This window comes from Halomonas sp. FeN2, assembly GCF_020595105.1.
Classification (GTDB): Bacteria; Pseudomonadota; Gammaproteobacteria; order Pseudomonadales; family Halomonadaceae; genus Vreelandella; species Vreelandella neptunia.
In genome coordinates, this window is record NZ_CP074200.1 from 4,131,278 (window position 1) to 4,148,072 (window position 16,795).

Below are 16,795 nucleotides of genomic sequence, written 5' to 3' on the forward strand. Positions count from 1 at the left end.
GGTTAAGCTACAATAGCACGCTTACTCCTAACGTGACTGGAGCGGCAATGATTGATTGGCGCGAGATAGACACCGTCCTCTTGGATATGGACGGCACGCTGCTGGATTTACACTTCGACAGCCACTTTTGGCTCGAGCATCTGCCGCGGCGCTACCGCGAACTGCACCAACTGGATGAGGCTTCCCAGGAGGCGCTGCGTGCGCGCATTATCGGCGGGCAGGGCACCTTGAACTGGTACAGCCTGGCGTACTGGAGCCGCGAGCTGGGCGTGGATATCGTCGCTCTGAAGCGCGAAGTCCAACACTTGATAGGCCTGCGTAGCGATGCTCTGGATTTCCTCAAATGGCTCAAACAGGCCCATCCGAGGGTCGTGCTCGCCACTAATGCGGATCGTGCGAGTCTTGCCCTGAAGCTGCCGCTCACCGGTTTGGAAAGTTACCTGGACGTGATTGTCTCTTCCGAGGACGTAGGAGCTGCCAAAGAGGAGCAGGCGTTTTGGTTTGCGCTACAAGACATCGAAGCTTTTGATCCCGCGCGCACGCTGTTTATCGATGATAACGCCCGCGTGCTCGAGAGTGCTCGTGAGTTTGGCATTAAGCATTTGCTGGGCATTAAACAGCCCGACAGCCAGCGGCCTGAAAAAGAGCTGCAAGAATTTATTGCTCTTGATCGCTTTGCTCACCTGTTACCCGAAAAGCTTCCTGAACAGGTGTCAGCAACCCAAGGAGTGCCTAAATGAGCGAGAGCGTACGCTTGGATAAATGGCTGTGGGCCGCACGTTTTTTTAAGACCCGCGCACTGGCCAAGAAAGCCATTGAGGGCGGGAAAGTGAATTACGACGGCGGCCGCGCTAAAACCAGCAAGCAGGTGGAAATCGGTGCGCTTATTCGCGTGCCCCAGGGCTGGGAGATATTGGAGGTAGAGGTCTTATCGCTTTCGGATCAACGTCGCGGGGCACCAGAAGCCCGCACGCTCTATGCGGAAACCGAAGAGAGTGTGCAGCGTCGTGCTAAAGAGGCCGAAGCAAGACGCCTCACTAACGAAGCGATGCAGCATCCGCTCAAACGCCCCGACAAAAAGCAGCGCCGCGATATCCAGCGCTTCCAGCGCCATCAGGGTGAGTAGATCCTCGCTGTTAAACGCTAGCCTTCCTTAAATACTTGCTGTTCTAAAATACTAGGTTGCCAAATTATGTCCGATCAAATTCAGCGCTTTATGTTCGATCACACCAATGTCCGCGGCGAGATCGTCACCCTGGCGGGCGCCTATCACGAAGTGTTGGATCGCCACGCCTATCCACCAGCGGTGAATGAGCTGCTGGGCGAGCTATTAGCCGCCGTGGCCCTGCTAACTGATACCGTGAAGTTGGATGGCACGCTGAGTATCGAAGTGCGTGGACGCGGCGTTCTGTCACTGTTAATGGCCGAATCCAACCCCGGTGGCGAACTGCGCGCGATTGCCCGCATAGCAGAAGACGCCGCACTGCCCAGCGAGCACGCCAGCTTCCGCGAACTGGTGGGCGAGGGGCAGATCGTGATTACCCTCGATCCCCGGGAAGGTAATCGCTATCAAGGTATTGTGGCGCTGGATCAAGAGTCCCTGGGTGGCTGTCTGGAAGCCTATTTCAGCCAGTCCGAACAGTTGCCAACCCGCCTCTGGTTAGCGGCAGATGAGAAGCGGGCGGGCGGGTTACTGCTTCAGCGGTTACCAGAAGAGTCACAAAACCAGGATGTCGATGCCTGGGATCGCAGCGTACAGCTAGCCGATACGATCAAAACGGAAGAGCTGCTCGGCCTGGAGCAGCGCGAGGTGCTGCATCGTCTCTATCACGAAGAGACCGTGCGCGTTTTTGAACCCAAAGCGCTGCGCTTTGGCTGCACCTGCTCCCGGGAGCGTATGAGCTACGCATTGCACTCTCTGGGCAAGGAGGAACTGCGCGATATTTTGCACGAGCAGGGGGCTATTGATACCCAATGCCACTTTTGCCATACGAAATATCACTACACAGCAGCGGATATTGAAACTTTGTTGGACGACCCCGAAGCGCCATCGCCCACGATTCACTAACTATGTAGTCGAAAGCGTATACCAGGGCGACTACCTGCTGTACTAGGAGCGCCATTGTATTCAATGATTTTGGCGGTTCTTGCAAACGACTGTTTTAATTTTTACTGCGTTGCAACACAAAATGTAGTGCCTTTGTAGTAGTTTAACTACAAGATATTTGATCTTCGCCCCCGTTTCCTGGGGGCTTTCTTTTTGCCATAATGCGCCGGACTTCAGCGCACCCAGCCGGTTTTACAGTGGTTGGGATGAACATCAAGGCGTCGGTGACGCCCGGTAAATCGAGAGAAGCCCAGGAATCGACATGACCACGACTCAAGCCGCTCCCCAATCACACGTTAATCTCAGCAGCGCCGAACTAGTTGAGCGCGCAGTGGCACGTGGCGAAGGACGCCTCTCAGCCAACGGCGCCTTGGTAGTCAATACCGGCCTGCGCACCGGCCGCTCACCGAAAGACCGCTATATCGTTGATGAACCCTCCACTAGCAGCCAAATCGATTGGGGCAACGTTAACCAGCCCTTCGACGCCGACAAGTTCAACGCCCTGTGGGATCGAGTCAATGACCACCTGATCAGCCAAGAGCATTTTGTCTCTGAACTGCACGTGGGTAGTGATTCTACTCACTATCTGCCGGTGCGCGTCACCACCGAAACCGCTTGGCAAAACCTGTTTGGTCGTACCATGTTTGTGCGCCCGCTGGCCTACAATCAGGCGGTTAAAGACGAGTGGACGATTCTTAACGCCGCAGGTTTTGAGTGTGACCCTGCTCGCGATGGCACCAACTCTGATGGCTGCGTGATCATCAACTTCGCCGCGAAAAAAGTGCTTATCGCCGGTATGCGCTACGCCGGTGAAATGAAAAAAGCCATGTTCTCGGTGCAGAACTTTCTGCTGCCAGCCGCCGACGTACTCCCGATGCACTGTTCGGCGAACGTGGGTGAAGATGGTGAAACCTGTCTCTTCTTCGGTCTCTCTGGCACAGGTAAAACCACGCTCTCGGCGGATCAGGCGCGCTTCTTGATTGGTGACGACGAGCACGCTTGGGGCGACGGCATTGTCTTCAATATGGAAGGCGGCTGCTACGCTAAATGTATCGATCTTTCCGAGAAGAACGAGCCGGTCATTTGGAACGCCATCAAGTTTGGCACCGTACTTGAAAACGTGGTGCTGGACGACCGCCGTGAACCTGATTACGCCGACGATAGCCTGACGCAAAACTCTCGTGCCGCCTACCCGTTAGAGCACGTTGAGAAGCGCGTAGCGGAAAACCTGGCGGGCGAGCCGAATGCCATCGTGTTCCTGACCTGCGATATGTCCGGCGTACTGCCCCCGGTATCCATTCTTTCCAAAGAAGCCGCGGCGTATCACTTCCTGTCCGGTTACACCGCTAAAGTTGGCTCCACTGAAATGGGCTCCTCGGAAGGCCTGGCCGCCACATTCTCTACCTGCTTTGGCGCACCGTTCTTCCCGCGTCCTGCCCGTGAGTACGCTGATCTACTGATCAAGCGTGTCGAGAAAAAAGACGCCCAGGTGTACCTGGTTAATACCGGCTGGACCGGCGGCGCTTACGGCGAAGGTGGCGCACGTTTCTCCATTCCGACCACGCGTGCCATCATCAGCGCCATTCAGTCTGGTGTTCTGCGCGACATCGACACCAAGCACATTGATGGGCTCAATCTGCAAGTGCCGCTTGCCGTGCCGGGCGTCGACTCCAGCCTGCTCGACCCGCGTGAAACCTGGCAAGACCGTGACGCCTATGACCGTCACCTCAAAGACCTAGCGACCAAGTTCGTCGATAACTTCAAGAAATTTGAAGGCGTCAACGAAGCGATCATCAAGGCAGGCCCTCAGCTAGGCTAAGACGCCGTTGAGCTAGGTTTACAAAAATAAATGTATAGAATGGGGCAGCGCTACGGCACTGCCCCATTTTTGTGGACATGATTTTTTCGCCTAGCGGTGGTGCGTGGTTGAAAAAGCTAAGGAGCCTAACGTGAATTTCTGGACTCAAAAAAAGCTCGCCAGTATTCATAATCTGCACGATGTTGAGCGGCTGGCGCGGCGCAAGCTACCCAGGCCAATTTTTGGCTATATCGACCATGTCGCCGAGGATGGACGAACCCAGCGCGCGAACCTGAGCGCTTTTGATGAGTACTGCTTTTTACCCAAAGCCTTTGTCAATGTCTCGCAGATAGATCTGCACACCGAGCTTTATGGCAAACGCTACACCGTCCCGTTCGGTATCGCCCCCATGGGTATTAGTGCGCTTTCAACTTACCAGGGCGACTTAGTGCTGGCGCGGGCTGCAGCGAAGCGCAACTTGCCCATGATTATGAGTGGTTCATCGCTGGTGCCCATGGAGGAGGTGGCCAGGGTGGAAGGGGCCGACTGGTTCCAGGCATATCTACCGGGAACCCCAGAAGGTATCGAAGCGCTACTGGCGCGTATCCAGCGGGCCGGTTTCAAAAAACTCGTCGTCACCCTCGATTACCCGGTACCTCCTAATCCCGATAATTTCCGCCGTGCGGGGTTTTCATCGCCGCTGGAGCCAAGCCTGCGTCTAGCCTTGGATGGCTTGCTGCGCCCAGGCTGGCTGTGCAATACCTTCCTGCGCACCTTGTGGAAGCATGGCATGCCGCATTTTGAAAACAACTATGCCGAGCGGGGCGCGCCCGTTATCTCCCGCCAAGCCGCGCGGGATTTTTCGGGGCGGCGCCATTTTGACTGGGGTTATCTCGATTTGGTGCGGCGCCTTTGGCCCGATACATTGATCGTCAAAGGGATATTAAACCCGGAAGACGCAGTACGTGCTCAGCAGGCAGGGGTTGATGGCATTATTCTTTCAAACCATGGCGCCCGCCAGTTGGATTGCACTATTTCACCGCTCCAGGTGCTACCCGAGATCAAGCGTCGCGTGAGTGATATTCCCATTATGATCGACAGCGGCTTCCGGCGTGGCACCGACGTGATAAAGGCGCTGGCATTGGGGGCTGATTTTGTCTTTGTGGGGCGCCCCTTCAACTACGCCGCCGCCTGCGCAGGGCAGGCCGGGGTAGAGCATGTCGCCGATCTTTTACAACGTGAAATTGAGCGTAATATGGCGCTGCTCGGGCTGACCAGCCTCTCTCAGCTAGACCGCTCCTGCCTCTATCAACCAACAACCGGTGAGGCACCACCGGCTGCGGCAGACTGCATTAGATAAGGCTGCATTTCTATCCATTCCGAAATGCCCCATAAGCGCATGCCTTCGTCTTTAGCGGCCTGGATATCGGCGGGTAAAGCCAAGCTATTGAGGGGCCACATCAACGGCAACAATAAAACGAATAGCAGATGCGTTGCTTTTGCCATATCTCTACTCAGAAACCAAAGCGGTGAGGAAATCTTGAGAGCGGTGGGTGACGGCCTATCCATTCCGCTTCCGCTAGTGCCTCAGCCTCCAACTTCTGATCTGCGGTTAATTTTTCTCGATTCCAATCCATAATATCTTCTGCACCTTTTCCACCCAACTCATGAGACATGGCATAGAGAATTGCCCAGCCTTTTGTTTTATCCTGTTCATTTGGACACCACTCTTCATCGTGGCTGGGGTCCAAGTAACACCATCCCACTCCTAGTCGGCTATCAATATTTCCGCTATTGGATGCTTGCTGCCTCCATCGCCAACTCTCTTCAAAGTCCTGTTGCTCTCTGTTCACATAGTCCATTTTCTCCATGGCGGGTACATAACCCTGCTCAGCCGCACGGCTAAACCAGCTTTCGGCGGCTTCTAAGCGGCGGCTTCTCGTAAAATACCAGCCTCGTCCGTTCATAATATGTCGCCCCCATCTGGTTTGGGCTTCGGGAAGCCCGGCTTCGGCAGCCCGCTTTAGCCACTTGCCTGCACGGGTGGGAATGCCCAGGAAATTGTAAACAGAGGTCAAACGAGAGGCATCGAGATTGGCGTAGATGTAGTACATCGCCAGCATAGCCTCCGGGTCACCGGCTTCGGCTTTGGGCAGGGTGATGCCCAATGCGGCTTCGCGCCAATCGTCACTGCCTTCAGGGCATTTGCCCCCAATGCATGCACCGCCTTGAAATAGACGCAGCATGGCATAGGGGTCGCCTTGTTCGGCGGCCTTCAAGTACCACTCCATGGCTTCAGTGGTTAGCCCTCGACCTAACAACCGCGTGGCTTCACCTAGGTAGTACATTGATTCCACATCACCCGCTTCGGCGGACTGCTCTAGATAAGGCTGCATTTCTATCCATTCCGAAATGCCCCATAAGCGCATGCCTTCGTCTTTAGCTGCCTGGATATCCGCTGGCAGTGCCCAGCTATTTAGTGACCACATTAATAGCGCAGCAAGCACACTTTTTTTAAACAACATGACTAACAGTACCTTTTTAATTTTCACGATAGCGAACCCGTGTGCCACGAGGCGTGGAATAAGTCTCACGATATTCCTCAATATCAGTCCCTAATCGACGAGATATTTGGTCGTATTTTTCTTTTTCTCTTCTAGCATCAGCACTACCCTCCCCATTTCGCTTCATAAACTCATCCAACTCTTCGCGATTATGGCAGTAGGCCTCCACCCAGGAAGAATAACTATCAAACTGACCTGTTTGGGACATTCTTGCCACGGCACGTTCAAACAGATGCTCAGCGGCCTCTCGGCTGTAGCGATTGTCCAAATATCCTTGCTCCAGCCACTCCACACACTGGGCAATCGCGATTTGCTGTAGATCAATGGCCCGCCCTCTATCAACTTTATCTCCATCGATGTCGACGGTAGGGAAAAACCAACCGGGAGAGGTAATCAGTGTGTTAAGTAACGGCCCCAGCGCTTCCGGCGGGAGATGCTGCACCCAGGAACACATTTCTTTTTGCCGAGGATCGTTTACAAATGCATAAGCCACCATCACCGCTCGATTGCTCTGGGTCATTAACTCGTAAAGGCGCTTAATACCGTCGATGCCTCGGGCGGCCAGTAGGCTCACATCCAGCAGGGTGGTGGTGGCCAGATAGGAGAGGTGGCTAAAGCCTTCAAAGGCGTCAGCATCTACCCAATCGACAAATCCGTAGTCATTGTCGCGCAGAGCCTGGCTCAGCATCATCATCCACAGATTAAGCTGCCGCGGGTCTAATTCAATCGCGAGTTGTCCACCAACGCCTACCCCGGCAACCAGTTTGGCGCGAACATAAGCAATAAACTTGCCTTGATGAAGGCCCAACCGCATACCCAATTCGCCACCAATACCGCCGTTGGCTTCCAGCCCCAATACGGCTTTGCCCAGTGAGCGCCAGACCTCCAGGTCGTTTCGCTGGGTGCTGAGGGTTAGCCAATCCTGGTCGGCCAGCTGAGGTAGCTGGCGGGTAATATCCATTGGCGGCTTCCAGCGTAACGAGCAGGCGGTCTGTACCCCCAGCGTAGCGCCGGCAAATGCCTTAAGTGCGCCGCCTTCAGCTTCCCGCTTGGCCCACTCTGTCCCGGTTATTTTGACGCCTTTATGGTCAAAGCTAAGCCCCGTTTGAGCGGTAAGCGCGAGTGAGGCCCCCGCAAACCCTTTAGCGACAGCGGTTACCTGTAATGAATAACGACCTAAGTTGCGTCGTTCGCCGTCGTTTTCTTGCAAGACGGCATAATAGGGCTGGGCGTTGGCTTCTTCGGGTAAGTTAAACGTCCCCAAGCTGATTTCACCCCGTGCCAGGTTGTACGTGCCTTTGATGGAGAGCTGATGATTCACGCCTCCACTGACCTTCGTTCCTCTAGCATTAGGATCACGGGTGCTTTGCCAACTCTGGTCGTGAGGGCCACCCATATTGCGCTGCGCGCCAACTTCGTTATTTCGCTTCGCGCTGCTAGAGGCATTCACCCCAGAGGTTGTCTTCGTCTCCTCTAGCTCAAACACTTCCAGCGTGGCATTGCGTTCGATGAGCGTGACGGGCTCTTCAAAGTGAACCCCCAATGCCTCATTTAGCTCAGTATGTGGCATGCCCACCAAACGGAGCATTTGCGCCTGGGCGCTGGCATCAAACAGGCGTAGTTTTTCTCGGCTGGGGCCGGTGAAAATGATTTTTTCGAGGGTGTCTTTCCAGTCAGCTTTGGCCCCTTTATCCTGCAACGATTCGACGATATGGCCCCGAGCCGAAAGGGTGGCATACAGTTGGTCGGGTAGGAAAAAGCCTAGTGGCTCTTCAAACCATTCGGTGTGTCGCAAAATGCGTTCGCAGCCTCGCCGTGCAAGCCAACTGGAAAGGGCCGTTTCGTTGGCTTGCCACAACGTGGCAGGCAGAACGCCATCTTGCTCAAGGTGCCTTTCTAAGGTGGCTCGTTCGGCATCGGGCATATCGCGCATTAAGTGCCGTAAGCTGACATGACTGAGAGAGCGCCGTCCCATTGGGGAGCTAAACTCCCTTAGTGGGAAGTCATTGCGCACCAATACATCAATGGATTGGCGTTTGTAGCCAAGCGCATGCCGCTGGTCTTCTATATCCGCCTGCCAGTAAAGCACTCGCTGGGGAACCATGCGCGCTACCTGGTGCTCGGCGGCCTCGTAAAGCGCATCTAGTTGGTTGGTTAGGCGTTGAAACTCTGTTCGCTCTTCCTCGAATAAATGCACCGGTAGCTGAGCTCTACGGGCCGTGGCTGTGGCCCATTCGGATAATTCATCCTCAATATCTTTGAAAATATCAACCGCTTGTTTAAGCGTACGGTTGTAGTAATCGAAACCGTTGACACCCGGTTCGAGCCGCCCCTGCATACTGGTTGTCGTTACATCAGCCAATGCCCACTCAGGCGTTGCGACGCCTAGGGTTGCCAGGGTGAGAATGCTCATTTGGTACGCAGAGACATCGGCGTCTAATTGCTCTGCTGACGCCTGGAAGTAATCCCTAATCACCTCACAACGGGATGAGTCTTTGGGCGTCATGGATTCGCAATCTTCTAAGAAAGCTTGGTATTCGGTTAGCGCCTCACTCACGGAAAGGAACTCACCGGGGTTGTCGACGGAAACCATCTCGCGGATAAATTTCTCTCGGCATTGACGGTAAGTCTCCAGCGCTTTCTCTATCTCTTCTTCCCAGGCGCCGTAATAGCGACCGCCATCCAGTACGTAGCCAGCCTCTTTGGCCTTTTCGGTGCCTGTTTGATAAAGACTATGCAGTTCCGAGATCAAGCGTGTTTCTTCAGGGCGAGTCAGCCGATCCCAGGCATACGAGCCGGACACAAGAAGCGGCGAAATCCACATCCAGCCATTTTCCATAAGCGGACGGTACTCACTCACCCGCTGGCCGGCATCAATTGCTTCTTCCTCTTCAGTTCTATCCGCATTCAGCAGCTCGGCTAAACGTTCCAGCTTTGCTTTGACGCTTTGGCGTTCACTATCATCTAGAAAGTTTTCCGGGCGAGCTGGTAAAAAACACTCGATTAGGCCTGCATCTTCTGCCAAATGGCGCATGCGTTGCTCTGGATCTTCGGTAAGGACCCAGTCGGCCAACTCGTCAGAGGCTTCGTGTAGCGCATCAGCAACGTCTTGGGTTAGTAGCCAGAAGTCGCCTGTCCCGGTGATGTAAATAATGTCAGCCCACTGCTTGGCGACACACATCAAGGGCTCTTCGTCGGGTATCTCGCCTAAATAAGGCCCTAGATTGAATCTATCTAAATTAATAGCGTTGCTTGGCCCGTTCGCCGTCATGCTAAGCTCTCCATCGCACTAACACGCTGCTTAGTAGTTAATCTTTGATCGTGAAGTATGTCTTCATGCTGCATCCATATTGACTCGTCAGCGTGTTGTATCGCTGCAAGTAAGCGCATCAGGTCACGTCCGCGTTTAATGCCGCATCCCGAACATTTTTTTAGCCTTTCCAGCCAGTTTCTTGGCAACTCTTCCAAGGGGATTTTGGTGGTATCACTCAACCACCACGCCTGTTGGCTTTCCTTCAACGCCGCTTCCATTGCGGCGCTAAGTTGCCATCGCTCTGATGTTGCAGAGAAGGGAGCATTGGTCTGCCACACCAGCCACTGGCCCTGAGGAGTGGGGGTTGCCACTTGATGCAGAGAGTTTAACCAGTGTGAGTAAATGCTGGCGGGAGCGCTGGCGAGCAGTGCGATCCAGGCCGCAGGCTGCTGAAGATTGATCAATGATTTACCGCCGTGCGGGTCATCCAGCATGAAGAGTGCCTGTAAACAATCAGCAGTGCTGTACAGCGTTTCATTGGGCAGTGGTTGGCACACCCATCCCAAACGCTGCTGGCAGAGCATTTTGGCGAAATGCCAAGCTTCACTGCCTACTTCAATATCCAGTAGCCAGGGGCTGGCTTCCAATAGAGGTGACAGCGGCGTACCCGCAAACAGCGCTATAAAGTCGCGCTTGCCCGAAAGGGATAGCAGTGACCTACACTGATCCGGAGAACGACGCTGGTCGAGTACGACATAAACCGTTTGACCGTGCTTTAAGCTCCCTTCTGGACGATCAACCCGGCGGCTACGCTCGCTAATATTGCTTAACCAACCAGGCATGGACAATCCTCTCGGGTGCATTGGGTGTTACTCATCTTGCCGCAAATCGGCATAATGACGGCTTCGCTCAGTTGATAATCCGTAAGCTTGGGCAGTGAGGTGGGCGGTATTGCTTCATGCTCCTCCGCCATTGCATGCCCAGGTAGTAGCGGGCTTTCTGTCGCTTGCCCGCTGCCGTTGCCGGGGTTGCCACCGGAATTGATATTGACCTGTGAGCCAACAATGCTTACCCCGCTGGGGTCTAGTTTGATAAAGCTGCCGCCGACTTTAAGAGTGATCTCCGAACCGGCCTCAATAACCACTTTCATACCGGCTTTGTGGTGTATCTCTTGCCCAGCTTCTGCCAAATAGGCCTGACCTAATCGCATGTGCTGTGTGCCATCAACAGTAAGGTGATCATTGCCATTTACTTTGGTATAACGGTTACCGTGCACCGTGTGATGATCGTCGTTATCGATCTCGCTGATGCGATCGTTGCGCACCTTGAGGTGGCTGTCTCGGCGGATCTCCTCGGTGCGGTCGTTAAGGGTCAGCAGCTCCAGGTCTTTTTGGGCGTGGAGCCAGATCTGCTCTTCACCAGTGGCGTCCTCGAAGCGCAGTTCGTTAAAGCCTTCCGATTTGTGGCTTTGGGTGCGGATGACCGTTCGGGTCTTGTGCTCCGGCAGTGGGTAGGGCGGGGTATTCACCGCGTGATAGTTGCGCCCGGTGACTAGCGGTTGATCGGGGTCACCCTCTAAAAACGAAACAATGACCTCATGGCCGATCCGGGGGATCGCCATGCTGCCGTAGCCCCCTCCGGCCCAGCCCTGGGCCACCCGCACCCAGCAACTGGCGGTTTCGTTGGGCTCGGCGTAGCGATCCCAGGGAAACTGCACCTTGACCCGGCCATGTTCGTCGCAGTAGATCTCTTCACCTTCGGGGCCGACCACAAAGGCCACCTGGGGGCCATCGACCCGCGGCTTGGGGTTGGGCACCGGGCGGAAGGTCTGATCCTTCGGCATGATCACCACGTCATTGTGGTAGCGGGTCATTAGCTCGCCTGATTGGGCACTGTTCCCGTTATTTCCCCGGGCCATGCCGTCCTCTTCCAGGGCCTGAGGCTGTTCGCCGTGGTGAACCACCGAAACCACCTGCCAAGCGCGGTTAAGGCTATCGATATCGTGGTCGGTGAGGGTAAAGCAGATACCGGGGGCGAGTTCCGGCAGGTCACTCTCGGCCTCGGCGGTGGTTGCATCGGCGCGCAGGGACTCTAAGCGGTGGCGGGTAAAGGGCTTGCCGGAGGCATCCTTCTTGTAGCGGCCGGGGTAGTCGAAGTGTTCGTAATCCTCCCGCTGGGCGTGTTCGCCCAGCCCCGGCGCCTGGTGCTCGTGGATCTGCGCATAGGCAGGGTTTTTAAATGTGTAATCCTTGAGCATCGCCGAGGCGGGGCGCACCCGGCTAACCTGACGCAATTTACGCAGGTGGCGTCGGGGCGGGGTACCCCCGGCGCGACTGTGGTAGGTGCGCTCGCCCACGCTGGGCAAGACCACCGTGGCATCGGCAAACACCAGCTGGTGTTTGCCGCCCTCGGCGTTCTCGAACTCATGGAAATAGAAGCAGCCCTCTTCGGCGGCTAAACGCTCGATAAAGGCCAAGTCGGTCTCGCGATACTGAACCAGAAACTCCCGGTCGAGGGGCGTGCGGGTGGTGGCAAAGCCGAGTTCGGTGAGACTGCGCTCGTTAGCGAGGGTGGTGATGGCGTCAAAAGGCGAGGTGTCCTGAAAGATCCGCGAATTATGGCGTAGCGATAACCGCCACAGCGCGGGACGGATCTCCACCCGATAGAAGCTGCGCCGGTGTCCCCTGTCGCCGCGGTGCAGCTCTGAAATCATGCCATGCACGCGGCGTAGCGGCTCGCCGTCCTGCCAAATGGTCAGGGTGGCGTTTTGATCCAAGCAGTCGCTGGGCGACAGGTCGTGGGTGCGGCTGGCAAACTCAACCGAGAGCGAAAACGGCTCAGAGAGGGCCTCACGATGGGTAAAGCGCACCACGGCGGTGTCATCGGCCCCGGGTAGGGTCAGGGTAAACTGTAAGCCTGTGCTATCCGCCCCCGTCCTTTTAGACATAATGCCGCTCCTTGGATCATCAACTGCTAATGAGAAACGGTCAGGATAGCGAGCCGGGGTCAGAGAGCAAGGCCTGGAGGGCAAGTGACAGGGATCTCTTACACGTTTGTAAGAGATCTCTTACAAAATTTTAAGCGATGTCTTACAGCTTATGGAGCTTAGCGGTGATTGGCTGAAAAGTGCTGCTCCCAGAGTGATGGCAAACCGGGAAGTATTTGGAGTGCTGAGGAGCTTCAATTACTGAAGACGAATTGCGAACTGGCCACTGTTGAGCTGGCCAAGCTGCTACTAAGGGCTCGGAGGCAGGTACAGCATCAGAACGGGCATAGATTAAAGCCTAAACCCTTCAACAATATGCTCGGCCAGGCTATCGATAATCGGTGACTGGGTGGAGGAGGTGTGCTGCAAAACGATGGACGCTTCCGGCAGTTCGGGAAACCCTTCTATTTTACCCAATATCTGCATGTCGGCGGTGACTAAACTGCGCATCCAGGCAGACACTGCCAATCCCGCCCCCACAACCGCCTGTAACGTCGCCAAGCTTGGGCTGCTGTAAGCGACTCGATAGGCCCGGCCTGCGCGATCCAGTGCATTGCAGGCGTGACGCCGACAAAAGCAGGGTGCCTCAAACATGGCAAGGGGCACCGGTGTCTGTAAATGAGTGCTGTGGCTCTCAGCAGAGACCCATACCGTGGGCTCCCGTCTTAATATGGTGCCAATCTCATCGCCAATTTCCCGGGTCATAATGATCAGGTCTAGGCTGTCTTTAGGCTGCTGAGAGAGTACCGAAGACGGCGCGCAGTGCACATCCACATCTACCAGTGGCCAGGCTTGGGAGAAGGTTTTCAGAATGCCGGGCAGAAAACGCATCACATAGTCATCGGGCACTCCCAGGCGTACACGACCCACCATATCGGGCTGGCGTAGCAGCGTCAGCGCCTCTCCCTGCAGCGATAAAATCTTGCGCGCATAGCCCAGCAGCGTATGGCCTTCGCTGGTCAGCTGCAGCGGCTTGCTTTGGCGCACAAACAGCGGGCGCTGAATAACGTCCTCTTCCAACCGCTTAATTTGCATACTCACTGCCGATTGGGTGCGGTTCACCGTCTGAGCGGCGCGGGTAAAGCCGCCTTGATCAACAATGGCAACAAAGGTACGTAGCAGTTCGTGATCGATCGTGGGAAGCATAGCCATAAGTATCAATCTTGCTGATGTTGAGCATAAGGAGTATTCGTTGGATTGATTTTAGACGCTGCTCAATACTTCCTTCAACGCTTATTTGCTATGCCGTTGTAAGCGGCTATAAGGAGGTTGAAATGGAGTGCTCAGTCGCAAGTCATCAAAACGTACAGCGCCAGCAGGCGGAGCAGTGCGACAAAAAAGTAACCTGGCGGGAAAGGCTCTATCGCTGGCGGCAGCTGCGTCGTGAACGCTATGCGTTGCGCCATTTGAACGACGATATGTTGAAAGATATTGGCATTAGCCGGGAAGCCGTTCAGCGCGAGTCACGCCGTCCGTTCTGGGATGACCACGGGTGGCGACGCTGAAGCCGCAAGTCATGCCAGCCGTGGCGCGTTTGTGATACCTTGTTGGCACTAAAAAATGCTGCATGAGTTAGTTGCAATTTATGGATGTCAATCAGCGTATTATTTCCCGCCTGGCCACTGAGCTTGGTGTGCGTCCCGAGCAAGTATCTGCCACGGTGGAGCTGCTGGATGGCGGCGCCACCGTGCCGTTTATTGCCCGTTACCGTAAAGAAGTCACCGGCGCGCTGGACGATATCCAGCTGCGCCAGTTGGATGAACGTCTTCGCTATCTGCGTGAGTTGGAAGAGCGCCGCGCCGCGGTACTTGTCGCCATTGATGAGCAGGGCAAGCTCGATGCTACGCTGAAAGCCAGCATTGACGCCGCCGAGACCAAGCAGCGGCTGGAAGATTTATACCTGCCGTTTAAGAAAAAACGCCGCACCAAAGCGCAAATCGCTCGCGAAGCAGGGCTTGAGCCGTTGGCGGATGCGCTGCTTGCCGATCCAACGCTTAATCCGGAAAGCGAAGCGGAAAACTATCTGCGTCCGACTGAGGGTGATATCCCTGCCATCGAAGATGCCAAAGCCGCCCTGGATGGCGCCAAGCAGATCTTGATGGAGCGCTTCGCCGAGGATCCCGAACTCATCGGCCAACTGCGTGAACGGCTGTGGCAAGAGGGCGAGCTCAGTGCCCGCGTTCTGGATGGCAAGCAGCAGGAGGGCGCCAAATTCTCCGACTATTTCGAACACGATGAGAAACTCGCCAAAGCGCCATCACACCGCGCCTTGGCAATGTTCCGGGCGCGTAACGAAGGCGTGTTGAGCCTGTCGATTCGTCTACCCGGCGAAGACGAAGCTCTCATTCACCCCGCCCAGTTGGCGATTGCCAAGCAGTTTGGGATCAGCGACCAGGGCCGACCGGCGGATAAGTGGTTAGCCGAAGTCGTTCGCTGGACCTGGCGGGTGAAGCTCTACACGGCACTTGAGACCGAGCTGCTGGGTCGCCTGCGCGAACAGGCTGAGCTTACCGCCATTGAAGTGTTTGCGGCTAATCTAAAAGACCTGCTGCTAGCCGCGCCGGCGGGGCAGAAAGTCACCCTTGCCATCGACCCCGGTCAGCGCACCGGCTGTAAGGTTGCGGTGATCGATGCTACCGGGCAATTTGTCGATCACACCACTATCTACCCCCATGCGCCGCAAAACCAGTGGAATGAAGCCTTGAACGTGCTGGCTAAGCTGGTGAAACAGCACGGCGTCGAGCTGATTGCGGTGGGTAACGGTACCGCCAGTCGTGAAACTGACAAGCTCGCAGGGGAGCTGCTAAAAGCCCTGGCGCCAGCGCATCGGCTAAGCAAAGTGATGGTCTCTGAAGCAGGCGCCTCGGTTTACTCCGCCTCGGAGTATGCCTCACGGGAAATGCCGGATCTCGATGTTACCGTCCGCGGTGCTGTTTCCATCGGCCGCCGCCTGCAAGACCCGCTGGCCGAGCTGGTTAAGATCGAGCCTAAATCCATCGGTGTGGGCCAGTACCAGCACGATGTTTCTCAGGTGCAGCTATCGCGTAGCCTGGAAGTGGTCATTGAGGACTGTGTTAACGCTGTAGGTGTTGACCTCAATACCGCTTCCAGCGCACTGCTCTCACGGGTAGCCGGTCTGAGTGCTGCGCTGGCCGAAAATATCGTTGCCCAGCGCAATGTCAAAGGCGCCTTCAAAAGCCGTAAAGAGCTGTTAGAAGTGAGCCGCCTCGGTGCCAAAACCTTCGAGCAGTGCGCGGGCTTCCTGCGTATCCACAATGCTGATAATCCCTTGGATGCCAGCGCCGTCCACCCGGAAGCCTACCCACTGGTGGAACGTATCGCCAAGCAGAGCGGCCGTGAAGTGCGCGGCTTGATTGGCGACAGCGCCGCTCTGAAAGCGTTAAAGCCCGCCGATTTTGCCGATGAGCGTTTCGGCGTGCCCACCGTCAGCGATATCCTCAAAGAGCTGGATAAACCCGGCCGCGACCCTCGCCCTGAGTTTAAAGCGGCTGAGTTCCGCGAAGGGGTCGAAACCCTTAATGATCTCAAGCTTTCCATGGTGCTCGAAGGCACAGTCACCAACGTGACCCACTTCGGCGCTTTTGTGGATATCGGCGTTCATCAGGATGGCCTGGTGCATATCTCGGCGCTATCTGATCGTTTTATCGATGATCCGCGCAGCGTAGTCAAAGCAGGGGATATCGTCACCGTTAAAGTGATGAGCATCGATATCCCCCGTAAACGGGTAGGTCTATCGATGCGTTTGGATGACCAGCCTGAGGCTGAAAACGGTGCCAATAAGCTCAGTGGCTCGCCTAAAGATCAACACAATGGTGCCCGTAAACCGGCTCGAAACCAGCGTAACAACGCCAATAAAGCGGAAGCGCCGGAGCCTATGGGTGCACTGGGTGCTGCGCTGCTGAAAGCGCGTGGCGGCAAATAGTCGCGTGCCCTGGAAGCGAAGGTGTCTTGAAAAAACGATCGTTGCCGCCATATCCTGTTTTCTGTTTTTGAATCAGCGATGATGGCGATGCCACCTGACTACACCAAGGCCCGCTCACGGCGGGCTTTACTGACAAGGAGTGTT

13 protein-coding genes are annotated in these 16,795 nt (G+C 55.6%); 7 read left to right on the forward strand and 6 right to left on the reverse strand.

Going from position 1 to position 16,795, the window contains the following annotated elements; all coding sequences use genetic code 11:
• Window positions 1–47 precede the first annotated feature (47 nt).
• From yrfG to KF947_RS18985, 5 genes are all read left to right on the forward strand, one after another.
• Entirely contained in the window at window positions 48–740 is a 693-nt protein-coding gene (yrfG, locus tag KF947_RS18965; RefSeq protein ID WP_223288230.1) for a GMP/IMP nucleotidase, read from the forward strand.
• Window positions 737–1,126 carry an RNA-binding S4 domain-containing protein gene (locus tag KF947_RS18970; RefSeq protein ID WP_071692655.1) on the forward strand — a complete coding sequence of 130 codons (390 nt, stop codon included), beginning with the start codon at window positions 737–739 and terminating at the stop codon, window positions 1,124–1,126. The genes yrfG and KF947_RS18970 overlap by 4 nt, the downstream gene beginning before the upstream one ends.
• Window positions 1,127–1,192: 66 nt before the next feature.
• Complete coding sequence (gene hslO, locus KF947_RS18975; protein WP_227404803.1) at window positions 1,193–2,068, forward strand: Hsp33 family molecular chaperone HslO; 876 nt, start codon at window positions 1,193–1,195, stop codon at window positions 2,066–2,068.
• 301 nt (window positions 2,069–2,369) lie between these two features.
• On the forward strand, window positions 2,370–3,926 hold the full coding sequence (locus KF947_RS18980) for a phosphoenolpyruvate carboxykinase (protein WP_133730288.1): 1,557 nt from the start codon (window positions 2,370–2,372) through the stop codon (window positions 3,924–3,926).
• A 130-nt stretch (window positions 3,927–4,056) separates the two neighbouring features.
• A complete protein-coding gene (locus tag KF947_RS18985) occupies window positions 4,057–5,265 on the forward strand; it encodes an alpha-hydroxy acid oxidase (RefSeq protein ID WP_223288228.1) in 1,209 nt (402 codons plus the stop codon).
• Here KF947_RS18985 and KF947_RS18990 read toward each other — a convergent pair.
• The 6 genes from KF947_RS18990 to KF947_RS19015 all read right to left on the reverse strand — a co-directional run bounded on the left by KF947_RS18990 (window position 5,214) and on the right by KF947_RS19015 (window position 13,860).
• The gene (locus KF947_RS18990; protein WP_223288227.1) at window positions 5,214–5,411 is read right to left on the reverse strand and encodes a hypothetical protein; all 198 of its coding nucleotides are present in this window, start codon (window positions 5,409–5,411) and stop codon (window positions 5,214–5,216) included. The genes KF947_RS18985 and KF947_RS18990 overlap by 52 nt on opposite strands.
• Before the next feature lie 8 nt (window positions 5,412–5,419).
• A complete protein-coding gene (locus KF947_RS18995) occupies window positions 5,420–6,430 on the reverse strand; it encodes a tetratricopeptide repeat protein (RefSeq protein WP_223288223.1) in 1,011 nt (336 codons plus the stop codon).
• Between the two features lie 16 nt (window positions 6,431–6,446).
• On the reverse strand, window positions 6,447–9,740 hold the full coding sequence (locus tag KF947_RS19000; protein ID WP_223288222.1) for a hypothetical protein: 3,294 nt from the start codon (window positions 9,738–9,740) through the stop codon (window positions 6,447–6,449).
• Window positions 9,737–10,564 carry a DUF4123 domain-containing protein gene (locus KF947_RS19005; protein ID WP_223288221.1) on the reverse strand — a complete coding sequence of 276 codons (828 nt, stop codon included), beginning with the start codon at window positions 10,562–10,564 and terminating at the stop codon, window positions 9,737–9,739. The genes KF947_RS19000 and KF947_RS19005 overlap by 4 nt, the downstream gene beginning before the upstream one ends.
• The gene (locus tag KF947_RS19010) at window positions 10,549–12,669 is read right to left on the reverse strand and encodes a type VI secretion system Vgr family protein (protein ID WP_227404804.1); all 2,121 of its coding nucleotides are present in this window, start codon (window positions 12,667–12,669) and stop codon (window positions 10,549–10,551) included. Before KF947_RS19010 ends, KF947_RS19005 begins: the two co-directional genes overlap by 16 nt.
• Window positions 12,670–12,999: 330 nt before the next feature.
• Window positions 13,000–13,860 carry a LysR substrate-binding domain-containing protein gene (locus KF947_RS19015; RefSeq protein ID WP_223288219.1) on the reverse strand — a complete coding sequence of 287 codons (861 nt, stop codon included), beginning with the start codon at window positions 13,858–13,860 and terminating at the stop codon, window positions 13,000–13,002.
• 122 nt (window positions 13,861–13,982) lie between these two features.
• On the opposite strand from KF947_RS19015, the gene KF947_RS19020 reads away from it, so the two are divergent.
• Window positions 13,983–14,213, forward strand: coding sequence for a DUF1127 domain-containing protein (locus KF947_RS19020; protein WP_133730291.1), 231 nt, complete (start codon window positions 13,983–13,985; stop codon window positions 14,211–14,213).
• Window positions 14,214–14,293: 80 nt separating this feature from the next.
• Window positions 14,294–16,651, forward strand: a complete 2,358-nt coding sequence (locus tag KF947_RS19025) for a Tex family protein (protein WP_133730292.1) — start codon at window positions 14,294–14,296, stop codon at window positions 16,649–16,651.
• Window positions 16,652–16,795: the final 144 nt, after the last annotated feature.